A 20,092-nucleotide genomic window follows, 5' to 3' on the forward strand; every position below is an offset into this window, starting at 1 on the left:
CGCGCCGCCCGTCCGTCGGTGACGTGGTCCCCTGAGACCGCGGGACCCGCCGCACGCTACCAGATGCGCACGCGGTCCTCCGGATCGAGCCACATGCCGTCGCCGGGCTTCACGCCGAACGCCTCGGCGAACAGGTCCACGTTGCGCGCGATGCCGTTCGTGCGGCATTCTGCGGGGGAGTGCGGGTCGATCTGCAGGTACTGCTCGGCCAGCTCGTCGCGGTTCTTGGTGCGCCAGATCGAGGCGTAGCTCAGGAAGAAGCGCTGCAGGCCGGTGAATCCGTCCATCTCGGGCGCCTTGGCCAGCGCGGCGCGGATGGCCTCGGGGCTGCCGTCCTCGGCGCTGGACGGGTCGAGCGCGAACGCGTACGCCTTGAGCGCGATGTTCACGCCGCCCAGGTCGCCGATGTTCTCGCCGATGGTCAGCGCGCCGTTCACATGCGGCGCTTTGCTGGGATCGTCCGCGTACTTGGCGGCGAGCTGCGCGGGCACGAAGGCGTTGTACTGCTCGATCAGCGCATGCGTGCGCTCTTCGAAGTGACGGCGGTCGTCGGCGGTCCACCAGTCGTTGAGACGGCCGTCGCCGTCGTACTTCGAGCCCTGATCGTCGAAGCCGTGACCGATCTCGTGGCCGATCACCGCGCCGATGCCGCCGTAGTTGGCTGCATCCTCGGCGTTCGGATCGAAGAACGGCGGCTGCAGAATGGCGGCGGGGAACACGATCACGTTCATCGTCGGCTCGTAGTAGGCGTTCACCGTCTGCGGGTTCATGAGCCACTCGTCCTTGTCGACCGGCTGGCCGCACTTGGCGAGCTGGTAGGCGGATTCGTAGGCGTTGGCGGCGCGCATGTTCGCCGCCAGTCCGGCATCGGCATGCACTTCCAGCGCCGAATAGTCGCGCCAGTGGCTGGTGTAGCCGATCTTCGGCGAGAACTTGGCGAGCTTCTCCAGCGCCTTGGCGCGCGTCGCCTCGCCCAGCCAGTCGGAATGCTCGATCGAGACGTGGTACGCCTTGATGAGGTTGGCCACGAGCTCCTCCATGCGCTCCTTGCTGGACTCGGGGAAGTGCAGGCGCACGTACTCGCGGCCCACGTCCTCGCCGCACACGCCGTTGACGAGCGACACCGCGCGCTTCCAGCGGTCGCGCATCTTCGTGGTGCCGGAAAGCACCTTGCCGTAGAAGTCGAAGCGCGCCTGCTCGAAGTCGTGGCTCAGGTAGCCGGCCCAGCCGATGAGCGTGTGCACGCGCGCCCACAGCTTGAGATCGTCCAGTTCGGCGGCATCCCAGTAGGCGTCCACGCCGGTCAGGAAGCTCGGCTCGTGCACGATGGTGTGCTTGAGCACGCCGAGCATGTCCACCTGCTGGTGGGCGGCTGCGGGCAGCGCATCGTACGCGGACTGCCAGGCTTCGGCCCAGGAGCGGATGTCGAAGTGGGCGAGCGCGGCGGCCAGATCGTCGAAGTCGGTGGGATTGTAGGTCTTGTCCTCATCGCGCGTAGCAACGTTGTCCCAGTGGTGCTTGGCGATGGCGGTTTCCACGGCGAGGAACCGGCTGGCCTGCGCGGCCGCGTCCTCATCGTTGGCAGCGTATCCGGCGAGCGTGAGCAGACGCGCCACCATGGCCGTGTACTGTTCGCGCACCGGCGCATAGCGGTCATCGCGGTAGTAGGCCTCGTCGGGCAGTGCCAGACCGCTCTGGCCGATGTGCGCGACGTTGCGGTCCGGGTCGCCCGGGTTGGGGTAGACGGCGATGCCGATCAGGTCCGGGCCGCCTTCGGGGTTGAGCGCGCCGAGCGTGCGCGTGAGCTCGGCCTTGCTGCCGACCGCGTCGATGGCGGCCAGATCGGCGCGGATCGGGTCGAGCCCGGCGGCCTCGATGGCGTCGGTGTCCAGGAAGCTGCGGTACAGCGCCTGCGACTTGGCGGCGGGGCAGTCGTCGGATTCGAGGATGTCGCGCACCTGATTCTCGGCGTCCTCGGCGAGCTTGTCGAACGAGCCGAAGCGCGAGCGGTCGTCCGGCAGGCGGTACGTGTCGATCCACGGGCCGTTCACGTAGCGGAACAGGTCGTCGGTGGGCTTGGTGACGGAGGAGAAGGAATCCGGGTCGAGACCGGAGCGCAAAGCAGTGTTCATGCGGCCCAGCCTAACGGCGTTCGGCGACACGGGAGTACGCCGCGCGTGAAGTCGGAAGTGCGCCCGCCGCGCGTGAGCTCGGCCGTCCTGTGGTTGGCGTTGCCGCGGTGCTGCCGTTCGGCTGTCGTTGTCTCAATGTCGTTGCCTGGTTGCCGTCGTCGCGTGTGGCGTTGTCTTGGGCGCGGCTGTTGTTGGGCTGTTGCTGTCCGGCAGCGGTCGGTTCAACGTTGTCCGGTTGCCGTCATCTCGTGTGGTGTTGTCTCGGGTGCTGCTGTCTGGCTGTTGTTGGCTGTTGCTGTCCGGCAGCGGTCGGTTCAACGTTGTCCGGCTGCCATCATCTCGTGTGGTGTTGCCTCGGGTGCTGCTGCGCGACCGTTGTTGTCTGGCTGTTGCTGTCCTCATCGTCTGTTGCGTGGCTGCCGTTGTCTGCTTGCCGTCTGCTGCTTGGCTTGTTGCCGTCCGTCCGTAGTTGTCCGTCCATCATCGTCCAGATGCAGTTCACGTTCCCTTTGGCACCGTGGCTTGTGTCACCTCAATGTGTCACATCGTCACGCGGAGCGCCTTCCCCGTCACGCGGAGCGCCTTCCCCGTCACGCGGAGCGCCCGCTCCCTGTGACGGACCTTGCAGAATCGTTGCAATGGCGCCGTTTTGAGCACTGCCGTCACCGGGAGCGTCCGCGCCGTGTGACGCAGTGGCCGCTCCGCGTGACGCAGGGTGCGCTCCGCGTGACGGGGTGGGCGCTTCGTGTGATGTGTAGGCGGTCGGTGTCGTGGCACGGCTCGGCGTCACGTGGAGCGCCGCTCGCGTCACGTGGGCGCGCCTTGTCCGTCACGTGGAGCGTCCGCGCCGTGTGACGCAGCGGCTGGAAACGTCTTCGTTCCGGCGTTTTGACGCGGTGCGTCACCGGGAGCGTCCGCTCCGTGTGACGCAGGGTGCGCTCCGTGTGACGATGTGGCCGTGCCGTGTGATGTGTAGGCGGTCGGTGTTGTGGCACGGCTCGGCGTACTGCGGCGGCAGGTGTTGCGCGAAGGCTGGAAACTCTTATTCGGACAATGTGTTGTGCGATGTTCGGACTTTCAGGGAACGTTCATGCGGCGTCCATAGCGTGCGGAAGCAGAACGACGGACGAACCGCTTCCGAGCCGCTTCCGAGCCGCGTCGCGACGGATCGCGGCGACAAGGAGGCGGGCATCGTCCGCGATCCGACGTGCGATCCGGCGCCACGCGATGCGTCGCATCGGACCGCGGACGGACGGGACAGGAAAGGAACGATCATGAGCGATCCCAATGGCTTCTCGAACGATGGCTTCTCGAACGATGGCTTCCCGAACAACGACGGGACGAACAGTAACAACAACGGCGGGGCGAACAACGGAACGGACGGATTCGGCGTCCGGAACGCCGCGAGCGGTACGAACCCGTCGAACGGCGCCGGCGAGGCGCACGGCACGCCCTCCGCCGACTCCGATCCGAACCGGCGGCCGCAGTACGCGGAGAACCCCAACGGCTACGGCGCCAACTACGTCAACCAGCCGCCGCAGGGACAGCCGCAGGGCCAGCAGCCCCCGCAGTACGGCCAGCCCTACGCCTACGCGCCGAACCAGCAGTACGGCTACGGTCCGCAGTACGGCTACGGCCCGCAGCAGCCCCAGTACGGCCAGTACCAGTACGGCCAGCCCGGTCAGCAGCCCAACCAGCCCAACCAGCAGAACCCCCAGAACCCGCAGAACCCCTCCGACTGGGCCTCGGACTTCGCCCGCGCCGGATTCGACCCGTTCAAGCTCATCGAGACCATGCTGCCTCAGCGCGCCAAGAACTGGATCCGCGGCATCTATGCGGTGGTGGGCGTCACGGCGCTGGTCATCGGCATCGCGCTGCTGGTGTGGCCCGGCCCCACGCTCACGGTGGTCACGGTGGCGTTGGGCATCTACTTCCTCGTCTCCGGCATCGTGCGCGCGGTCACCGCGGTGGCGGCGCAGGGGCTGCCGTCCGGCTGGCGCGTGCTGGACGTGCTCGTGGGCGTGCTGCTGACCGTGGGCGGCATCGTGGTGCTCAAGAACACCGCTATGTCCGCATCCGCGCTGCTCGTGCTCACCACCTGCATGGTGGGCATCGGCTGGATCATGGAGGGCTTCATGGGCCTCATGGAGTCGTGGCGCGTGCCCTCGTCCGGCTGGGCGGTGGCGTACGGCCTGGTGTCCATCGTGGCCGGCTTCATCGTGCTGGTGACGCCGATGGAGTCCACGGTCTTCCTGGTGGTCTTCGCCGGATGCGCCCTCGTGGTGATGGGCGTCACGGCGCTGGTGCGCGCGTTCACGTTCGGCCGCGTGCGGCGCGGACGCTGACGCCCCGCGATGTTGGGCGCTCGCGCTAGGGTGAAGGCAATCCGGTCGTTTCGGTAGAAAGACATCCATGATTGAACTCAAGACGCCTCAGGAAATCGAGGAAATGAAGCCCGCCGGCCGCTTCGTGGGCCACATCCTGCGCGAACTGCGCGAGATGACCAAGGTCGGCACCAACCTGCTGGAGATCGACGAATTCGTGCACAAGAGGATCGTCGACCGCAAGGGCGCCGAATCCTGCTACGTGGACTACGCGCCCGACTTCGGCACCGGTCCGTTCGCGCACTACATCTGCACGTCCGTCAACGACGCGGTGCTGCACGGCGTGCCCTACGACTACAACCTCAGGGACGGCGACCTCGTCTCCCTCGACCTCGCGATCAGCGTGGACGGCTGGGTGGGCGACTCCGCCATCAGCTTCGTGGTCGGCAAGGATCAGGATCCCGAGGACCTGCGCCTCATCAAGTGCACCGAGGAGGCGCTCGCCGCCGCCATCGAGGTGGCGCAGCCCGGCAACCGTCTGGGCGACGTGTCGAGCACCGTGGGCGATATCGCGCGCGAGTACGGCTACCCGATCAACCTCGAGTTCGGCGGCCACGGCGTGGGCCACATCATGCACGGCGACCCGCATGTGCCGAACGACGGCCGCGCGCATCACGGCTACAAGCTGCGCCCGGGTCTGGTGATCGCCATCGAGCCATGGTTCCTCAAGACCACGGACGAGATCTTCCAGGATCCGAAGGACGGCTGGACGCTGCGTTCCTCCGACGGCTCGCGCGGCGCGCACACCGAGCACACCATCGCCATCACCGAGAACGGTCCGGTGATCCTCACCACGCGCGACTGATCGCGACCGATCGCGCATTCGCTGGCTGCGGCCGGGCTTCGCTTCGTGCGGGCCCGGCCTTTCGTTTGCCGATTTGCTCCCGCCGCGATACCCGCGCGCTGCGGCGGCCGTCGCCGTGCCCATATTGCAGTCACGAAACACGGCGATTACACACGCGGTTGCTATGGTGGGCAGAACTTCGCAACGAAAGGGGCGCGCATGGCCACTGCAAAGCTGGACGTCGATTCGAGCAAGTTCGAGCTGCCGGTGGTCGAGGCCTCGGCCGGCCCGGACGGCATCGTGGTGTCCAAACTGCGCAACGACGGCTGGGTGACGCTGGACCCGGGATTCCTCACGACCGCCCAGTGCGAGTCGAAGATCACGTACATCGACGGCCAGCATTCCATCCTGCGCTACCGCGGCTACCCGATCGAGCAGCTGTGCGAGCAGTCCGACTTCCTTGAGGTCGCGTGGCTGCTGCGCTACGGCGAACTGCCCACCAAGTCCGAATTCGACCAGTTCGTCAAGGACATCAACCACCGCACGATGGTGGGCGAGGACTTCCGCACGTTCATGGGCTCGTTCCCGCGCACCGCGCACCCGATGAGCGTGCTCGCCTCGGCCGTGAACGCGCTGGCCACGTTCTATCCGGACACCACGGACATCGAGGACTCGGACCAGCTGGACGAGGCGGCCACCATCATCATGGCGAAGGTGCGCACGATCGTGAGCTACATCTTCCGCCGCCGCCGCGACGAGCCGATGCTCTACCCGGACTACGCGCGCGGCTACGTGGACGACTTCCTCAGGATGTGCTTCGCGGTGCCGTACGAGCCGTTCGAATCCGATCCGCTGTACGTGCACGCGCTCGGCCGCCTGCTCATCATCCATGCCGACCACGAGCAGAACTGCTCCACGTCCGTGGTGCGCATCGCCGGCTCCGCACACGCCAATCTGTATTCGGCGGTGGCTGCCGGCATCAACGCGTTGTCCGGCCCGCTGCACGGCGGCGCCAACGAGGCGGTGCTGCGCCAGCTCAAGGCGATCCGCGACTCGGGCAAGAGCGTGAAGGAGTTCGTGGAGGACGCCAAGGCCAGCGGCACGCGCATCTCCGGGCTCGGCCACCGCGTGTACAAGTCGTACGATCCGCGCGCGGCCATCGCCCGCCACTACATGGACCAGATCATGGAGCGCGAGGACACGTCCAAGCTGCCGAGCGACGAGCGCGCGCTGTTCGACGTGGCGAAGGAGCTGGAGGCGATCGCCCTGAGCGACGACTACTTCGTCTCGCGCAACCTGTATCCGAACGTCGACTTCTATACCGGCCTGATCTACCGCGCCATCGGCTTCGATCCGGCCATGTTCACCACGCTGTTCGCGCTGGGGCGCATCCCCGGATGGATCGCGCAGTACCGCGAGATGCTCGCCGACCCGAACACCAGGATCGGCCGTCCGCGCCAGGTCTACACCGGCGCCACGCTGCGCGACTACGTGCCCATCGACCAGCGCTAGGCGCTGAGTGGGCGGTGGGCGTCGGACCCGGAAGGGCCGTATACTGGACGTACGGCCGCAAGGGATGTCAGTGCCGTGTCCTCGGCCGCGCAGCCACGGTGAACGTCGAGGCGAAAGGCCGGTCATGGACGGTCGGGGGAATGCGAAGGTCCGCCGCGGGATGCGGTACGCGCGATGGCGCGTGGCGCTGGGGGCGGTGTTGTGCGCGCTGGCGCTGTGCGCCGGATGCGGCGGCGCGACGAACGGCGCGGCGACGCCGTCGGACATCCCCAGCGACGCGCTGATGCAGGGCGTGCGCTCCACGTACGGGCAGTACGAGCATACGGTGACGCTGATACCGGCGTATCGGCAGCAGATCGAGGATCTTCTGCAGCGCAACGTCTATCGGGGCGGCAGTGAACCCGTGGAGGCCGTGATCGCGGACGGCGTGATCACGGCCGACGAGATGGACGAGCTGGAACGCGGCGTGGTGGCCTGTTACGCCAAGTACGATCTGCAGACGAACGTCGACTACTACTTCAACGAGTACGGCTTCGGCATGCATCATTGGGATCTGTCGCATCATGACTTCCTCAGGGATCCGGGGCGCATCAACCAACTGGAACTGGAATGCGAATTCGATTCCGGATATTCGGTGGTGTCTCAGTACTACTGGCAGGCCTATACGAATCCCGACAACATCGACATCAAGCCGTATCAGTACCAATGCCTCAAGGAGCACGACCTGCTCGCCATGGATCTGCTCATGTATGAGGACTATCTGCGCGCGTACAACGGGCAGCGCTCCGGTCCTCTGGTCAAGGGCATGCTGAGCACCACGCCGCTCATCAACGCGCAGGTGCTGCGGTGCGACTCCGACCCGCTGCACAACATCGCGAACTCGCCGTTGGGTAGGTGAATTTGATCCGAAAGACGAAAGAAAGGAGACGATGATGTCGCGTTTCGGAATCGGCAGATGGGGTCCGGGAATCGCCGCGCTGGTCGCGGCGCTGATGTGCGCCGGATGTAGCGCGTCGCCGTCCAATGGAGGCGAGGTCACGCGTGCGGCGCCGAACAATACGCGCACCACCTATGCGCAGTATACAGATTCGGTCTTCGTCAATGATGCCTATATGCAGGAGATCAATGGTGTATTGGCGATGAGAGACGACAATGCTGATGTGGTGCATGCGGTTCTGGCCGACAGGACGATAACCGCCGAAGAAATGAACGAGCTTGAAAACAATGAGATCGCCTGTTTTGCGCAATATGGGTGGAAACCCAATGTTGACTATTGGTTTTCTCAGGATGGTGGTGTGACGGCTTTCTATATCGGGGACAAGTCGAACGAGGAAGCATTGAGAATATCGGATCTGTGTGGTACGAGTACCGGATATGCATTGTTGGTGATGTATTATTATCAGGCGCTGTACAATCCGGACAACATCGATCTGCGGCCGTACGTGTTCCAGTGCTTTCAGGAGCATGGCCTCGTGGACAAGTCGATGACCTATGACGAATACGGTCGTGTTCTCGCCGCGGGAAAGAACCCGCTGATCGGCGATCCGAGACGTTCCACGAGTTCCACGCATCCGATCTGGGAGACCTGCAGCTCCGACCCGCTGCACAACATCGCGAACTCGCCGCTGAACAGGTAGGGTCCGTCGTCCGTTCGGGCGGATTCGCGGAGCGGGCGGCGGATCCATTGGACGCGGGACGTTCGCCGCGGCTAGACTTGAACCTACGCAACGATGCGGGAAGGGGAAATCATATGTTCGGACGCAGACGAACCGAGACTCGGAAGACAGCAGACCCATCCGCCGCATCCGCCGCGGCCAGACCACGGCGCCGCGGATTCGTGCTCGGCAGGCAGATGACCGCGCTCGTGGCCGTGACGTGCCTGCTCGTGGGCGTGGGCGCGACCGCCGTGGTGCTGGCGCCGCACCCGCCGCAGGTGCTGGCCGAGGCGGACCCGCACGCCTACGCCGCCATCGAGACGCAGCAGGTGAACGACGGGCGCAGCATCACCATCAATGCGGAGGAGATCGCCATGGCGCCGGTCGTCTCCCCGCGCTCCGGCATGGTCACCTCGTCGAACTGCAAGCCGGGCGCCACGCTCAGGTCCGGGCAGTCGCTCATGGCCGTGGACGGGCGCGGCGTGCTCATGCTCGCCACCGCCGAGCCGCTGTGGCGCGCGCTGAGGCCCGGCGACCAGGGTTCCGACGCCGCGGCGCTCAACGCGGCGCTGGGCGCGCTCGGCGCGGGCGACGTCTCCGGGGACACGGTCACCGCCGCCACGCTCGCCGCGTTCCGCAAGGCGTCCGCGGACGCGGGCGTTCCCCTGCCGGACTCGACCGCCGCCATCGACGTCACGGACATGGCATGGCTGCCGGCGGACGGCGTCATGGTGTCCGGATGCCCGGCGCCGGTGGGGCAGACCATCGGGCAGGGGCAGCCCGTGGCCGAGCTGCCCGCCATGGCCGCCTCCGCGCAGGCGCAGTCGCTGCCGTCCGGCGCGGTGGCGGGGGAGCGCGTCATCCAGTCCGGCGACGTCACGCTCGACATCACCGACCAGGGCGCGGTGGGCGACCTCGCCGCGTTCTCGCGCACGCGCGCCTTCGAATCGTCCTCCGCCATGAGCAACGGCGTGCGTCAGGTCTCCGTGCAGTGGGTGCTCAGGGACCCCGTCACCGTGGGCGTGGTGCCCGCCTCCGCCATCGGCGTCATGGACGGCGGCGTGCGGACGTGCATCGTCACCACCGCGAATCCCGCGGACACGGCGTCGGACACGGCCGTGCCGGTGAGCATCGTCGGCTCGATGCTGGGTCGCACCTACGTCCAGGGCGCGGACGGGTCCATCCCCTCCGGCAGCGTGCGGCTCGCCCCGAGCGCGGGAGGCTGCGCATGAGCGCGGCCGGCGGCGCTGCGGCCGGCGGCGATACGGGCGGCGTTGCGGCCGGCGGCGTCGGCCCCGCCGCGGCTCCGTGCGTGACGCTGCGCGACCTCGGCCACGCCTACGTGCCCGGCGACTTCCTGTTCCGACATCTCGACGCCACGCTCACGGCCGGGCGCATCCACGCGCTCATCGGCCCGTCCGGCTCCGGCAAGAGCACGCTGCTGGCGATCCTGGCCGGATGGCTCACTCCCTCCGAGGGCGCGGTGGAGCGTCGCGGCGTCGCCGTGATGAACTGGGTGCCGCAGCTGCCGCTCGGCGTGGCCCGTCGCAGCGTGCTCGACCATGTCGCCCTGCCCATGCTGGTGCGCGGCGTGCCCCGTGCGGTGGCGGACGCCGAGGCGCGGCGCATCCTCGGCACGTTCGGGTTGAGCGACGTGGAGGACCACGACTACGGGTCGCTCTCCGGCGGCGAGGCGCAGCGGCTCATGCTCGCCCGCGCCGCGGCCACGCGCTGCGACCTGCTGCTGGTGGACGAGCCCACCGCCTCGCTGGACCGGTCCAGCGCGCGCACGGTGATCGCGCACATCCGCGGCCTCGCCAGCGGCGGCTGCGTCGTGGTGGTGGCGACGCACGATCTGGAGCTTCGGGACGCGTGCGACGACGTGGTGGACCTCGCCGAGGCGCAGGATGAGACACGGGACGAGACGCCACGGGAGGGGACGGCATCATGAGCAGGCACAGGGACGCGTCCTGGCGCTGGCCGGCCGTGGAGGCATGGCGCGACCTCAGGGGCGGCGTGGGCAATCCGGCGCTGTGGGCGGTGGTGCTCGCGGCCATACTCGTCCTGTGCGGGGGAGCGGACGCGATCGCCGTGCGCCAGCTTGCGGACACCGCGTGGACGTACCGCGAGTCCGGCGGCGACGTGCTCACCGTCAGCGCGCCGCGCGGCATCCGCGGACGCGACTGCGCGGCGCTGACGTCGATCCCCGGCGTGGACGGCGCGGTGGCGATGCGCGGCGCCGACGTGGTGACGCCGGTCGCCCTGCCGGACGCGCCCTACATGGCGTACGAGGTGACCGACGGCGTGCGCGACGTGGTGGACGTGGACGGCCGCGACGGGTTCGTGATCGCCGCGAAGGTGGGCGAGCAGCTCGGCGTAGGCGTAGGCGACGATCTGGTCACCGCGGACGGCGCGAGGCACACGGTCACCGGCACGTTCGACTGGCCGGGCGACGGACGTCTGCCCCAGTACGCCACCGCGGTGTTCCTGTCCGTGCCCGTCAGCGAGATGGACGCCATGTTCGACTCCTGCTGGGTGTGCGCGTGGCCCATGACCTCCGCGGTGCGCGACGCGCTGTACGCCACGGTGTCCGAATCCGCGTCCGGAGGCGGCGGCATCGCGGGGCTGGGGGCGCCCGTGCCCACGCCGAGCCGGCTCAATCCGCTGCTGCCGGGCAATCCGCCGGACGCCGCGTCCTACCGTGGACGGATCACGCGCTTCGCCGTGGTCCCCGCGCTGCTGCTCGCCGCGATGGCGGGCGCGGGGTCGGTGCTGCAGCGGCGCGTGGAGCTCGCCATGCTGCGGCAGTTCGGGGCGAGCCGTCCGCAGGTGGCGGAGAAGATGCTCGCGGTGGCGCTCGGATGGTCGCTGCCCGCCGCGCTGGGCGTGCTGGGGGTGCTGGCGGCGGTGCTCGCCCCGGCCGCGCGGAGCGTGCCGGACGCGCTCGCCCTGTGCGCCGACGGGCCGCTGCGCGTCGTCGCGGCCGGGCTCGCGGGGGCGTATCTCGGCGTGGTCGCCGCCTCCTGCGCGATGAGCCCGCGCGCCCTGCCGAGGCTCGTACGCATGCGCTGATCGTTTCGCGTCCGACGCTCTCCGGGAGCGTCGAGGAAGGGCTCGGCGCGCCGGCGTGTCGAGCGGCGGCTGATCGAAATTGTTTACATCTTGAACGAATGCCCGCGACGGGAGACGGATTTCCGGCGTTCGGGACGACGTCTGAAATATCAGCAATATCAACGATTCGGCGGCGGATGTCGCCACATCGGTCAGGGCAAACGTTTGACTAAGCGGTGAGATGATCGATTTTGAGCGATGTTGAACGCATAACGAACCGGTTCGAGGAGTCTCGGGGGGGGGTAATAATCTCCAGCAAGTTCGCTCTGGGAAGAATAACGACGACGAGGAGAACACGTCGATGAACCTCATGCGCCGGGGAGCAGACCCCTCGAACCATGCACGCCATCGCACGCGGCAGACGCCCGCCGTGCATGCCGTGCGTCGCCGCATCATCGCGACCGTCCTCGCCCTCGCCGTATCGTTCACCGGTTCCGTGCCCGCAGTGTGGGCGCAGAACGACGTCGACTCCCTCGGCGGCGTCACCGTCACCGCCTCCGGCACCACGACTTCCGCCGCCGCCGCCGACGCGACCGACGACGTCATCGTCTCCGCCGCCGAGACGCTGGGCGCGCAGCATGCGCAGAGCACGCAGAGCGCCGCGTTCGACGGTGCGTCCGATGACTCCGCCGACGCCGACCTCTCCGCGACGCAGCGTTACGCCGCGCAGAACGACGGCGCAACGGCGGATTCCGCCGCGCAGAACGACAGCGCGCAGAACGACAGCGCGCAGAACGACGCCGCGCAGAACGCTGAACAGCCCCGCCCGCGCATCGTCACCGCCGCGCTCGGCGGCCGCGACTTCGAAGGCCAGGCCACCAGGACCATCGGCGGCCGCACGTACATCCTCATCGGCAACGAGCAGCAGCTCCGGGCCATCGGCACGGGGAAGACCGTCGTCGGCAAGGTCTGGCAGATCAAGCAGAAGTGCGAGCGTGTTCTCGGCTGTCTCGCGGACAGCGCATGGACCGATCAGGGCTCGGAATCGCTGGCCTACGCCGGCGACGCCGACCTCGCGGCAGGCGACAAGCTGCGCAACAAGGAATTCCCCGACCACGACGGCCTGCTGACCACCATTGGAGCCACCCGAACCAAGTACTTCGTCAAGGACGCCGACGGCAACCGCCACAACGTCGACGACGCCACCTACGCCGCCAAGACCGGCCAGAAATACGCCTCCGACGCGAGCTACATCGTGTTCCGCGACATCGACGTCTCCTCCGACGCGGCGGCGGGCACGACCTCCGGCGCCGTATGGACGCCGCTCATGTTCTCCGGCGTCATGCTCGGCGTCGTCTCCGCCGCGCAGGGCACCGCCGGCAGCCTGTGGGACGGCGTCGGCGCGGACGGCGTGAGCACCGCGGACGATGCCGTGCGCCCGGTCGTCTCCAACGTGAGGGTGCATCAGACCGGCCAACTCGACGTGAGCAAATACACCGGCATCGGCTTCTTCGGCACCGTGTCCAACAAGCTCGACGCCAACGACCCGCTGCGGGGCGCCGTCACGCCGGCCTACGTGAGCAACATCGAACTCGACGTGGTGTCCGTGACGAACGAGTCCACCGAGGTGCGCGTGGACCAGACGCTCGTCAGCGCCCTGGTGGGCGGACTCGGCCTCGTGGTGGGCGACATCGTCAGCGGCCTGCTCAAAGTCCTGACGTTCGGCAGGATCGACCTCGACGGGCTCGTGGAGAACCTGCTGACCATCCGCAAGGCCGACCCGTCGTCGCTGGCCGTCGGCTCGTTCGCCGGACGCGTCATCGGCTCCGTGACCATCGACAAATGCCGGAGCACCAACGTGACGGTGTCCAGCGTGACCGGCATGACCGGCGGCTTCGTCGGCTACGCGCAGGGCGAGACGCAGTACGACCTCATCTCGGACGCCCTCGGCGACATCGTCCAGCTCCTGACGAACATCCTCAACATCATCCCCGGCCTCGGCCTCGGCGACCTCATCACGCTGCTGCTCAACGGCAACATCATCGACGCGGACGCGCTGATCCCCGTCGCCTACCACAACCCGACCATCAGCAGCAGCGCCGTCAAGAACTTCACAGCCGGCACCGTCATCGGCGCGGCGGACAAGGACTACGCGGGCGGCTTCATCGGCGTGCAGATCGGCACCATCGTCACCGACTCCTCCGTGACCAGCGACAACGCCTACGCCGTGACCGGCGGCGCCTACGTGGGCGGCTTCGCCGGACTCATGCGCAACGACGTGATGAAGGGCGCGCTGCAGGAGGTGGGCGTCGACCTCATCCGCCTCTCCCAGCCGCAGAGCACCGCCGTCGGCTCGTCGGTGCATGCCAACGTGACCGTGGACGCCGGCACCTACGCGGGCGGATTCGCCGGCGCCATGGCCGACAGCTACGCCGTCAACGACACGCTCGACGGCACCATCGTCGTCAAGGCCAGCGGGACAAGGGCACCAAGGCGCTCGCCGGCGGATTCACCGGCGTGGCCGCCGTGGGCTGGGTGTCCGACCTCGGCGCGGGGGACTCGAAGAACGCCGACCTGCTCACCGGCGTGAACAACCTGCTCGGCGAACTGCTCGCCAAGGATCCGGCCACCGCGCAGAGCCTGCTCACGCTCGTGGGCGTGGAGGAGTCGGCGCTGCTCGGCATCCGCACCAGCGGATCCATCACCGTGGAATCCGGCAACGACTACGCCGGCGGACTCATCGGCCGCGGCGACGGCACCGTCATCGCCGCCTCCGATTCCGCGCACGTGAACGAGCTCTCGTTCTGGAAGCAGGCGAAGATCGACGCGCCCGCCGAACGCACGAACGCCGTGACCGGACTGCAGTCGGTCAGCACCACCGGCTCGTACGCCGGCGGCATCGCCGGCAAGCTCAGCACCGCGTCCATCGGCGGCCTCGTCAACCAGACCGTCGGCCTCGGCGAATACCTGCCGTTCGAGGTCAGCTCGCTCACCGTCTCCGGTACGGACGACGGTCTCACCGTCAGCGCGGGCGGCGACTACGCGGGCAGCGGCATCGGCTTCGCCATGGGCGGCAACATCGGCAGGACCACCACGGCCTACGGCGACGCCGCCGTGCCGGATTCCGCGGTCGTCGCCGTGACCGGCGTGAAGTCCGTGACCGCGGCCAACCGCGCCGGCGGCTTCATCGGCGTCTCCGGCCCCGGCGACCTGCTCAGCGCCGGCGGCGTGGACCTGCTCGGCCTCGGCCTCATCAAGCTCGAGGGACTGCTCTCGATGGCGGCCGGCGTCAAGATCGCCATCGACGGCGCCACCGTCTCCGGCGTCGCGACGGGCATGGAGATCGCCGCCACCGGCGCGCACGCCGAAGGCGAATCCACGCAGTACATGGCCGGCGGCTTCGTCGCCCAGTCCAACAGCACGCAGGCCACCGACGCGCACGTGACCAACCTCGCGTCCGTGACCGCGGACGGCGTGACCGGCAACGCGGGCGGCTTCGTGGGCGTCTCCGTGACCGGCGGCCTCGCCGACGTGCTGCCCAAGGACGACGACGGCGCGCTGCAGGCCATCGTCAGCCTCGGCGGCAAGCAGGGGCTCATCACCGCCATCGGCTACATGGTGCCCAAGTACACCAATGCGGACGTCGCCTTCGTCAACGGCGGCAGCGTGACCGCCAACATGGCCGGCGGCTTCGCCGGCGACCTGCAGAGCGGCAAGGTGGACGACACCGCGGCCTTCGGCGGCACCGGCTGGGCCGTGACCAACCTCGACGCCGTGGACGTCGGCACCTACGCGGGCGGCTTCGCCGGGCGTGCGCGATCCGGCGCGCTCGCGGCCTCCGACGGCGGCATCAGCATCCTCGGCGGACTGGGCGATCTGGATCTGGAGGTGGACGACCTGGTCAGCGTGGCCGGCGCCTACGTGCCGGTGATCGCCGGCGCGGGCGTGCACTCCGCCAATCCGGGACTCAAGGTGACGGCCTCACGCCTCGACGACACCGACGCGCAGTCCGGCTCCGCGGGCGGCTACATCGGCTACGGCTCCGGCGTGCAGGTCTCCGACTCCGACGTGACGCAGCTGCGCTACACCACGGTCAAGGAGCCGAACGACCTCGAAGGCACGGACGGCTCGTCCTACTTCGACGGGACGAGCACGTACGCGGTGACGGCGAAGCGCTACGCCGGCGGCTACATCGGCCGCATGGACATCGGTTCCGCGGCATCCGTGGGCGGCGGCCTCAAGGTGCTCAAGGACATCAAGCTCACCAAGATCGCCAGCGTGCTCAACGTGGTGGTCTCCACGATCGAACACTCCGACGTGACCGGCGACGCCTCGGGATATGCCGTCATCGCCAGCGACACGGCCGAGGAGAACACGTCGCTCGGCAACGCGACGCCCACCCCGGGCAGCGCGGCCAACCCGATCGGCGACGCGGGCGGATTCGCGGGACGCATCACCGGCGGCCACATCCAGGACTCCAGCGCGCACAACTTCGCGTACATCATCGGCCAGATCACCGCCGGCGGCTACGCGGGCGGCATCGAACCGGGCGACGTGGCCAGCGTGCTCGGCGACCAGGGCACCGTGCAGACGCTGCTCAACGGCCTGCTTACCACCAACGGCGCGATCGCCTCGCTCATGCAGGACTTCGTGCCCACCATCCGCAACTCGTCCACGGACGCGGTGCCCTGCGGCGCCGCGGTGCGCGCGCAGGCGGCGTCCGACGGCACGGCGATGCGCGGCATGGCCGGCGGCTACGTGGGCCACAACCAGGGCGGTCACATCTGGGGCAGCAACAACGCGCCGTGGAAGAGCGAGAACGACGCGAGCAACCACTACAGCGGCCCGTAGTCCGTGGCGTACGCGGCACGCATCCGATCCGTGTACGGCGCCGAGTTCGCCGGAGGCTTCACCGGATTCATGCAGGCCGCAAGCACCGCGTCCACCGGCGGCCTGGGCCTGCTGTACGGGCTCATCAGCGTGGACAACCTGCTCGGCGCGCTGCAGGTAAGCTACCCCACCGAGGAGAACACCAAGGTCACCGGACCGCTGCGCAACCTCGACTATGCCACGTGGCAGGCGTGGGCCACGGCCGTGGCCGTGAACGGCGCATACGGGCGCGAGTTCGCGGAGCTGCTGAAGAAGGTGTTCGACGGAGAGATCACGATCGGCGATCAGGCCGCACTCAACGCGGTCATCGACCAGTACGTCTACGGCACCAACGTGGTGGCCGGGCGCACCGCCTACTCGCAGGACACCAACGCGTCCGAGGGCGGCAACGCCGGCGGCTACGTGGGACTCATGCGCTCCGGCGTCGTCACCAACGGACAGGCGCAGGACACCAGAACGGTCCGCGCCACGCGCGCGGCGGGCGGTTTCGCCGGCGCCATGGAGTCCGGCGGCGCTGCGAAGCTCGGCGGCATCGACGTGTTGGGGCTCATCAAGCTCAATCTCGGCAAACTCGTCAGCGTCCTGAACGTGTTCGTCCCTGTCGTCAAGAGTTCGTCCGTGACCGGCTACCGCCGCGGCATGACCGTGGAAGCGACCGGCACCGATCTGACGCACGCCAATGGTTTCGCCGGCGGCTACGTGGGCTACGCGTCCGGCGCACAGATCTGGGGCGACGCCACGTTCTCCGACGCCGATCAGAACGGCGACCGCTGGAGCATCGGCGCCACGCATGAGGGGTACACGGCCTCCGGTGCCAACGCGACGAACCTGCGCCGCGTCAAGGGCGCGAACGCGATCGGCGGCTACGCGGGCCTCGTCACCGCGGCCGGCGTAGCCGACGTGAACACCAACGCGTCCGAAGCCGAAGGCATCCTGCAAAAGCTGCTTGACGCGCTCATCAACACGCCCGCGGACCTGGCGCAGGTGGTGCAGGCCACGGTGTCCACCGTGCGCGGCGCCACGGTCGCGTCCGTGAAGGACGGCGACTCCGGCGAGGCGTGGGGCTTCACCGTGGAAGGCGCGTACACGGTCGGCGACGCCACGAAGTACGCCCGCGCGGCCGGCGGATTCGCCGGATCGATGAAGGCCGTGGTGGCCGGCACCGAGAAGGGCGGTCAGAAGAACGACGGCACCGATACGCTCACGGTCGACGGTCTGCGCGGCGTGGAGGGCGGCCAGTACGCCGGCGGCTTCGTCGGTCTGGCGGACACCACCGCCGTCGCGTCCGTGGCCGGCGACGACGGCACCGACAAGGGCGACCAGAGCACCAACCTGCTGCTCAGACTGGTGAAGGCCGGCAACGTCAGCGCGCTCGAGGCGTTCCGCACGTTCATCCACCACGCGAACGTGAACGGCGTGGCGGACGGCATCCAGATCAAGGCGCACGACTCCAGCACGCAGGGCATCCTCGACTCGAAGCGCTTCACCGGCGCGGCCGGCGGCTTCGGCGGCGGGCTCATCAACGGCACCGTGGACTACGGCACCGTGAAGAACCTCAACAGCGTGGAGGGCGTGAACTACGCGGGCGGCTTCGTGGGGCATCTCGGCAAGGCCGGCACCGTGGACGTCGACAACGCCAGCGTCTCCAAGCTGCTCGGCGCCACCGTCGGAGTGCTCGACATCTGGGGCTCGCACGTCGATCATTCGTCGGTCACGGGCATCGCGGACGGCTTCGTCGTCGGCACGTCCCACACGGACGAGCAGTACGCCAACACCAAGGGCACCGATTCGGCCACGGGACGCGAGGTCGCCGGCGGTTTCGCCGGCTATGCCGATCTCGCACGCGTCTCCGACTCGACGGCGACGAATCTCAAGAAGGTGTCCAGCGCGGAGATCGCGGGCGGCTTCGTGGGCGAGACCACGCATGCCTACCTCGTCGACCTCGATGCCAGCTCTCGGCTCATCGACCTGGTGCTCCAGATCGTCAACCTGCTGGTCAGGATGCTGTATCTCAACCAGATCGACGTCATCGATCTCGGCAAGTGGTTCCCCCAACTCAACGGCAAGGACAGCCTCTTCAACCTCAAGGTGCTGTCCCAGGGCGACGTGCTGTACGTGAACCTCTTCGGATTCAAGATCGGCGTAAGCGTTTCCAAGAAGAGCACCGAAAACCAGCAGCAGACCGACGTGGCCATCATCACCATCGGCGACTCCGTCATCAAGCTGCCGTGCAACAACGACGGCATCATTCAGGACGAAAACACGCGTGAGAACCTGAAGGTGCAGCTCGTCAAGGGCAACCGCACCAAGGCCGTGGACTCCTCCGTCACCGGAATCACGGGCGGCTACGACGTGTTCGGCGGCGGCGCCACGCAGACGTCCGACGGCGTGGAGAATCTCTCGACCGGCTACGCGGGCGGCTTCGCCGGACTCAACGTCGAAGGCGTCCTGCAGAACGACCACATGACCTACGCCGACACGATCCGCGGCACCGCGAATCGCGTCGACCCGTTCGGCAACACCACGCTCTCGTCCAACTGGAACTTCGTCAACATGAGGAAGATCGTGGGACCGGACGACGACGGCCGGTACAACACGTATCGCGTGTACCGCACGGCCGACGCGGCAGCCGGCGAAGCAAGCGTCGACGTGAACGGCGCCGTGACGAAGATCTCGGACAAGATCGACGACGGCGCGACCACATTCGACCGTTGGGACGTGAAGTACTTCGAGGTCGTCAACGCCTACGACGCCGACACGGCCGCCAGCAACGCGGCCGGCGACGCCCGCACCACTTGGGTGGGCATCAAGGATGCGGCCATTGCGACAGGCGATTCGTCGAAGCCCCTCGGCGTCTACGTCTCCGAGGCCAAGGCCGTGCTCATGCTCGACCGGGCCGTCACGGAGAACAACGGGGGACTGACGCCCGAGCCGGACGACGGCCAGGACCCGTGCGGCGAGGACGGCTGCCAGACCGTGGACCTCACGCTGCAGAAGGTGTGGAACGACGGCGGTCGCGCCGACGCGCGCCCGGATTCCATCGAACTGACCGTCACCGCCACGTACACCAATGCGGCGGGCGAGACGGTCACGCCGACGATCCTCTGCTACGCCGCGGCATGCAAGGAGCAGCCGCGGGACAACCCGATGACCGTGACCATGGGCAAGGCCGACGGATCGCTGTGGAGCGACACGTGGCGCACCAAGCTCACCGGGCTGCCCGTCGCGTTCAGGGACGACGACGGCACGCTGCACTACTACACGTACAGCGTGGTCGAAACCGCGCTGGTCTACGGCACCGGCGACAACGCGACGCGCAAGACCCCCGGCGAGGCCGGATACACGGTGTCCGTCGTCTACGGCGCCAAGGACGAGCAGACCGGGCAGGACAACAAGGAGTATGTGGCCACGGTGACGAACACGCTCATCGTGCCGCTGCCGGACACCGGCGGCATGGGCACCGCGTGGTTCCTGGCATGCGGCCTGACGATCCTCATGCTCGGCGCCGCATGGTGCGTCCGACGCGACCTCGCCGCCGCGGGAGCAAGGAGGGGACGCCATGTGCGCGGCTGAACGCCACGACCTTCACGGTCCGCGCCGCCGAGAAGGCCCGTGCGTCCCCGACCACGACCGTCGCTGGCGCCGACTGCCCCGCGGGGCGCGCGAACCCACCCGCGCCCCGAA

Annotated in this window: 10 protein-coding genes and 1 pseudogene; 10 read left to right on the top strand and 1 reads right to left on the bottom strand. The window is 68.2% G+C overall.

Annotated features, from left to right (window positions below; translation table 11 throughout):
• Positions 1–56 precede the first annotated feature (56 nt).
• On the bottom strand, positions 57–2,132 hold the full coding sequence (locus tag G1C96_RS08830) for a M13 family metallopeptidase (RefSeq protein ID WP_169276228.1): 2,076 nt from the start codon (positions 2,130–2,132) through the stop codon (positions 57–59).
• Positions 2,133–3,406: 1,274 nt separating this feature from the next.
• Here G1C96_RS08830 and G1C96_RS08835 point away from each other — a divergent pair.
• The 10 genes and pseudogenes from G1C96_RS08835 to G1C96_RS10495 all read left to right on the top strand — a co-directional run.
• The gene (locus G1C96_RS08835) at positions 3,407–4,477 is read left to right on the top strand and encodes an HdeD family acid-resistance protein (protein ID WP_169276229.1); all 1,071 of its coding nucleotides are present in this window, start codon (positions 3,407–3,409) and stop codon (positions 4,475–4,477) included.
• A 67-nt stretch (positions 4,478–4,544) separates the two neighbouring features.
• Positions 4,545–5,321, top strand: a complete 777-nt coding sequence (gene map, locus G1C96_RS08840; RefSeq protein ID WP_169276230.1) for a type I methionyl aminopeptidase — start codon at positions 4,545–4,547, stop codon at positions 5,319–5,321.
• 198 nt (positions 5,322–5,519) lie between these two features.
• Entirely contained in the window at positions 5,520–6,812 is a 1,293-nt protein-coding gene (locus tag G1C96_RS08845; RefSeq protein WP_169276231.1) for a citrate synthase, read from the top strand.
• A gap of 160 nt (positions 6,813–6,972) precedes the next feature.
• The gene (locus G1C96_RS08850) at positions 6,973–7,710 is read left to right on the top strand and encodes a hypothetical protein (protein ID WP_169276232.1); all 738 of its coding nucleotides are present in this window, start codon (positions 6,973–6,975) and stop codon (positions 7,708–7,710) included.
• A 31-nt stretch (positions 7,711–7,741) separates the two neighbouring features.
• Positions 7,742–8,449, top strand: coding sequence for a hypothetical protein (locus G1C96_RS08855; RefSeq protein WP_169276233.1), 708 nt, complete (start codon positions 7,742–7,744; stop codon positions 8,447–8,449).
• A 200-nt stretch (positions 8,450–8,649) separates the two neighbouring features.
• Positions 8,650–9,699, top strand: a complete 1,050-nt coding sequence (locus G1C96_RS08860) for a hypothetical protein (RefSeq protein ID WP_169276234.1) — start codon at positions 8,650–8,652, stop codon at positions 9,697–9,699.
• Positions 9,696–10,418, top strand: coding sequence for an ATP-binding cassette domain-containing protein (locus G1C96_RS08865; RefSeq protein WP_169276235.1), 723 nt, complete (start codon positions 9,696–9,698; stop codon positions 10,416–10,418). The genes G1C96_RS08860 and G1C96_RS08865 overlap by 4 nt, the downstream gene beginning before the upstream one ends.
• Entirely contained in the window at positions 10,415–11,539 is a 1,125-nt protein-coding gene (locus G1C96_RS08870) for a hypothetical protein (RefSeq protein ID WP_169276236.1), read from the top strand. Before G1C96_RS08865 ends, G1C96_RS08870 begins: the two co-directional genes overlap by 4 nt.
• A 340-nt stretch (positions 11,540–11,879) precedes the next feature.
• Positions 11,880–14,108, top strand: a complete 2,229-nt coding sequence (locus G1C96_RS10490; RefSeq protein ID WP_169276237.1) for a hypothetical protein — start codon at positions 11,880–11,882, stop codon at positions 14,106–14,108.
• A 1,292-nt stretch (positions 14,109–15,400) separates the two neighbouring features.
• Positions 15,401–19,981: pseudogene (locus G1C96_RS10495) on the top strand (cell surface protein); the annotation flags it as partial.
• Positions 19,982–20,092 lie beyond the last annotated feature (111 nt).

Source organism: Bifidobacterium moraviense (genome assembly GCF_012932365.1).
Classification (GTDB): domain Bacteria; phylum Actinomycetota; class Actinomycetes; order Actinomycetales; family Bifidobacteriaceae; genus Bifidobacterium; species Bifidobacterium moraviense.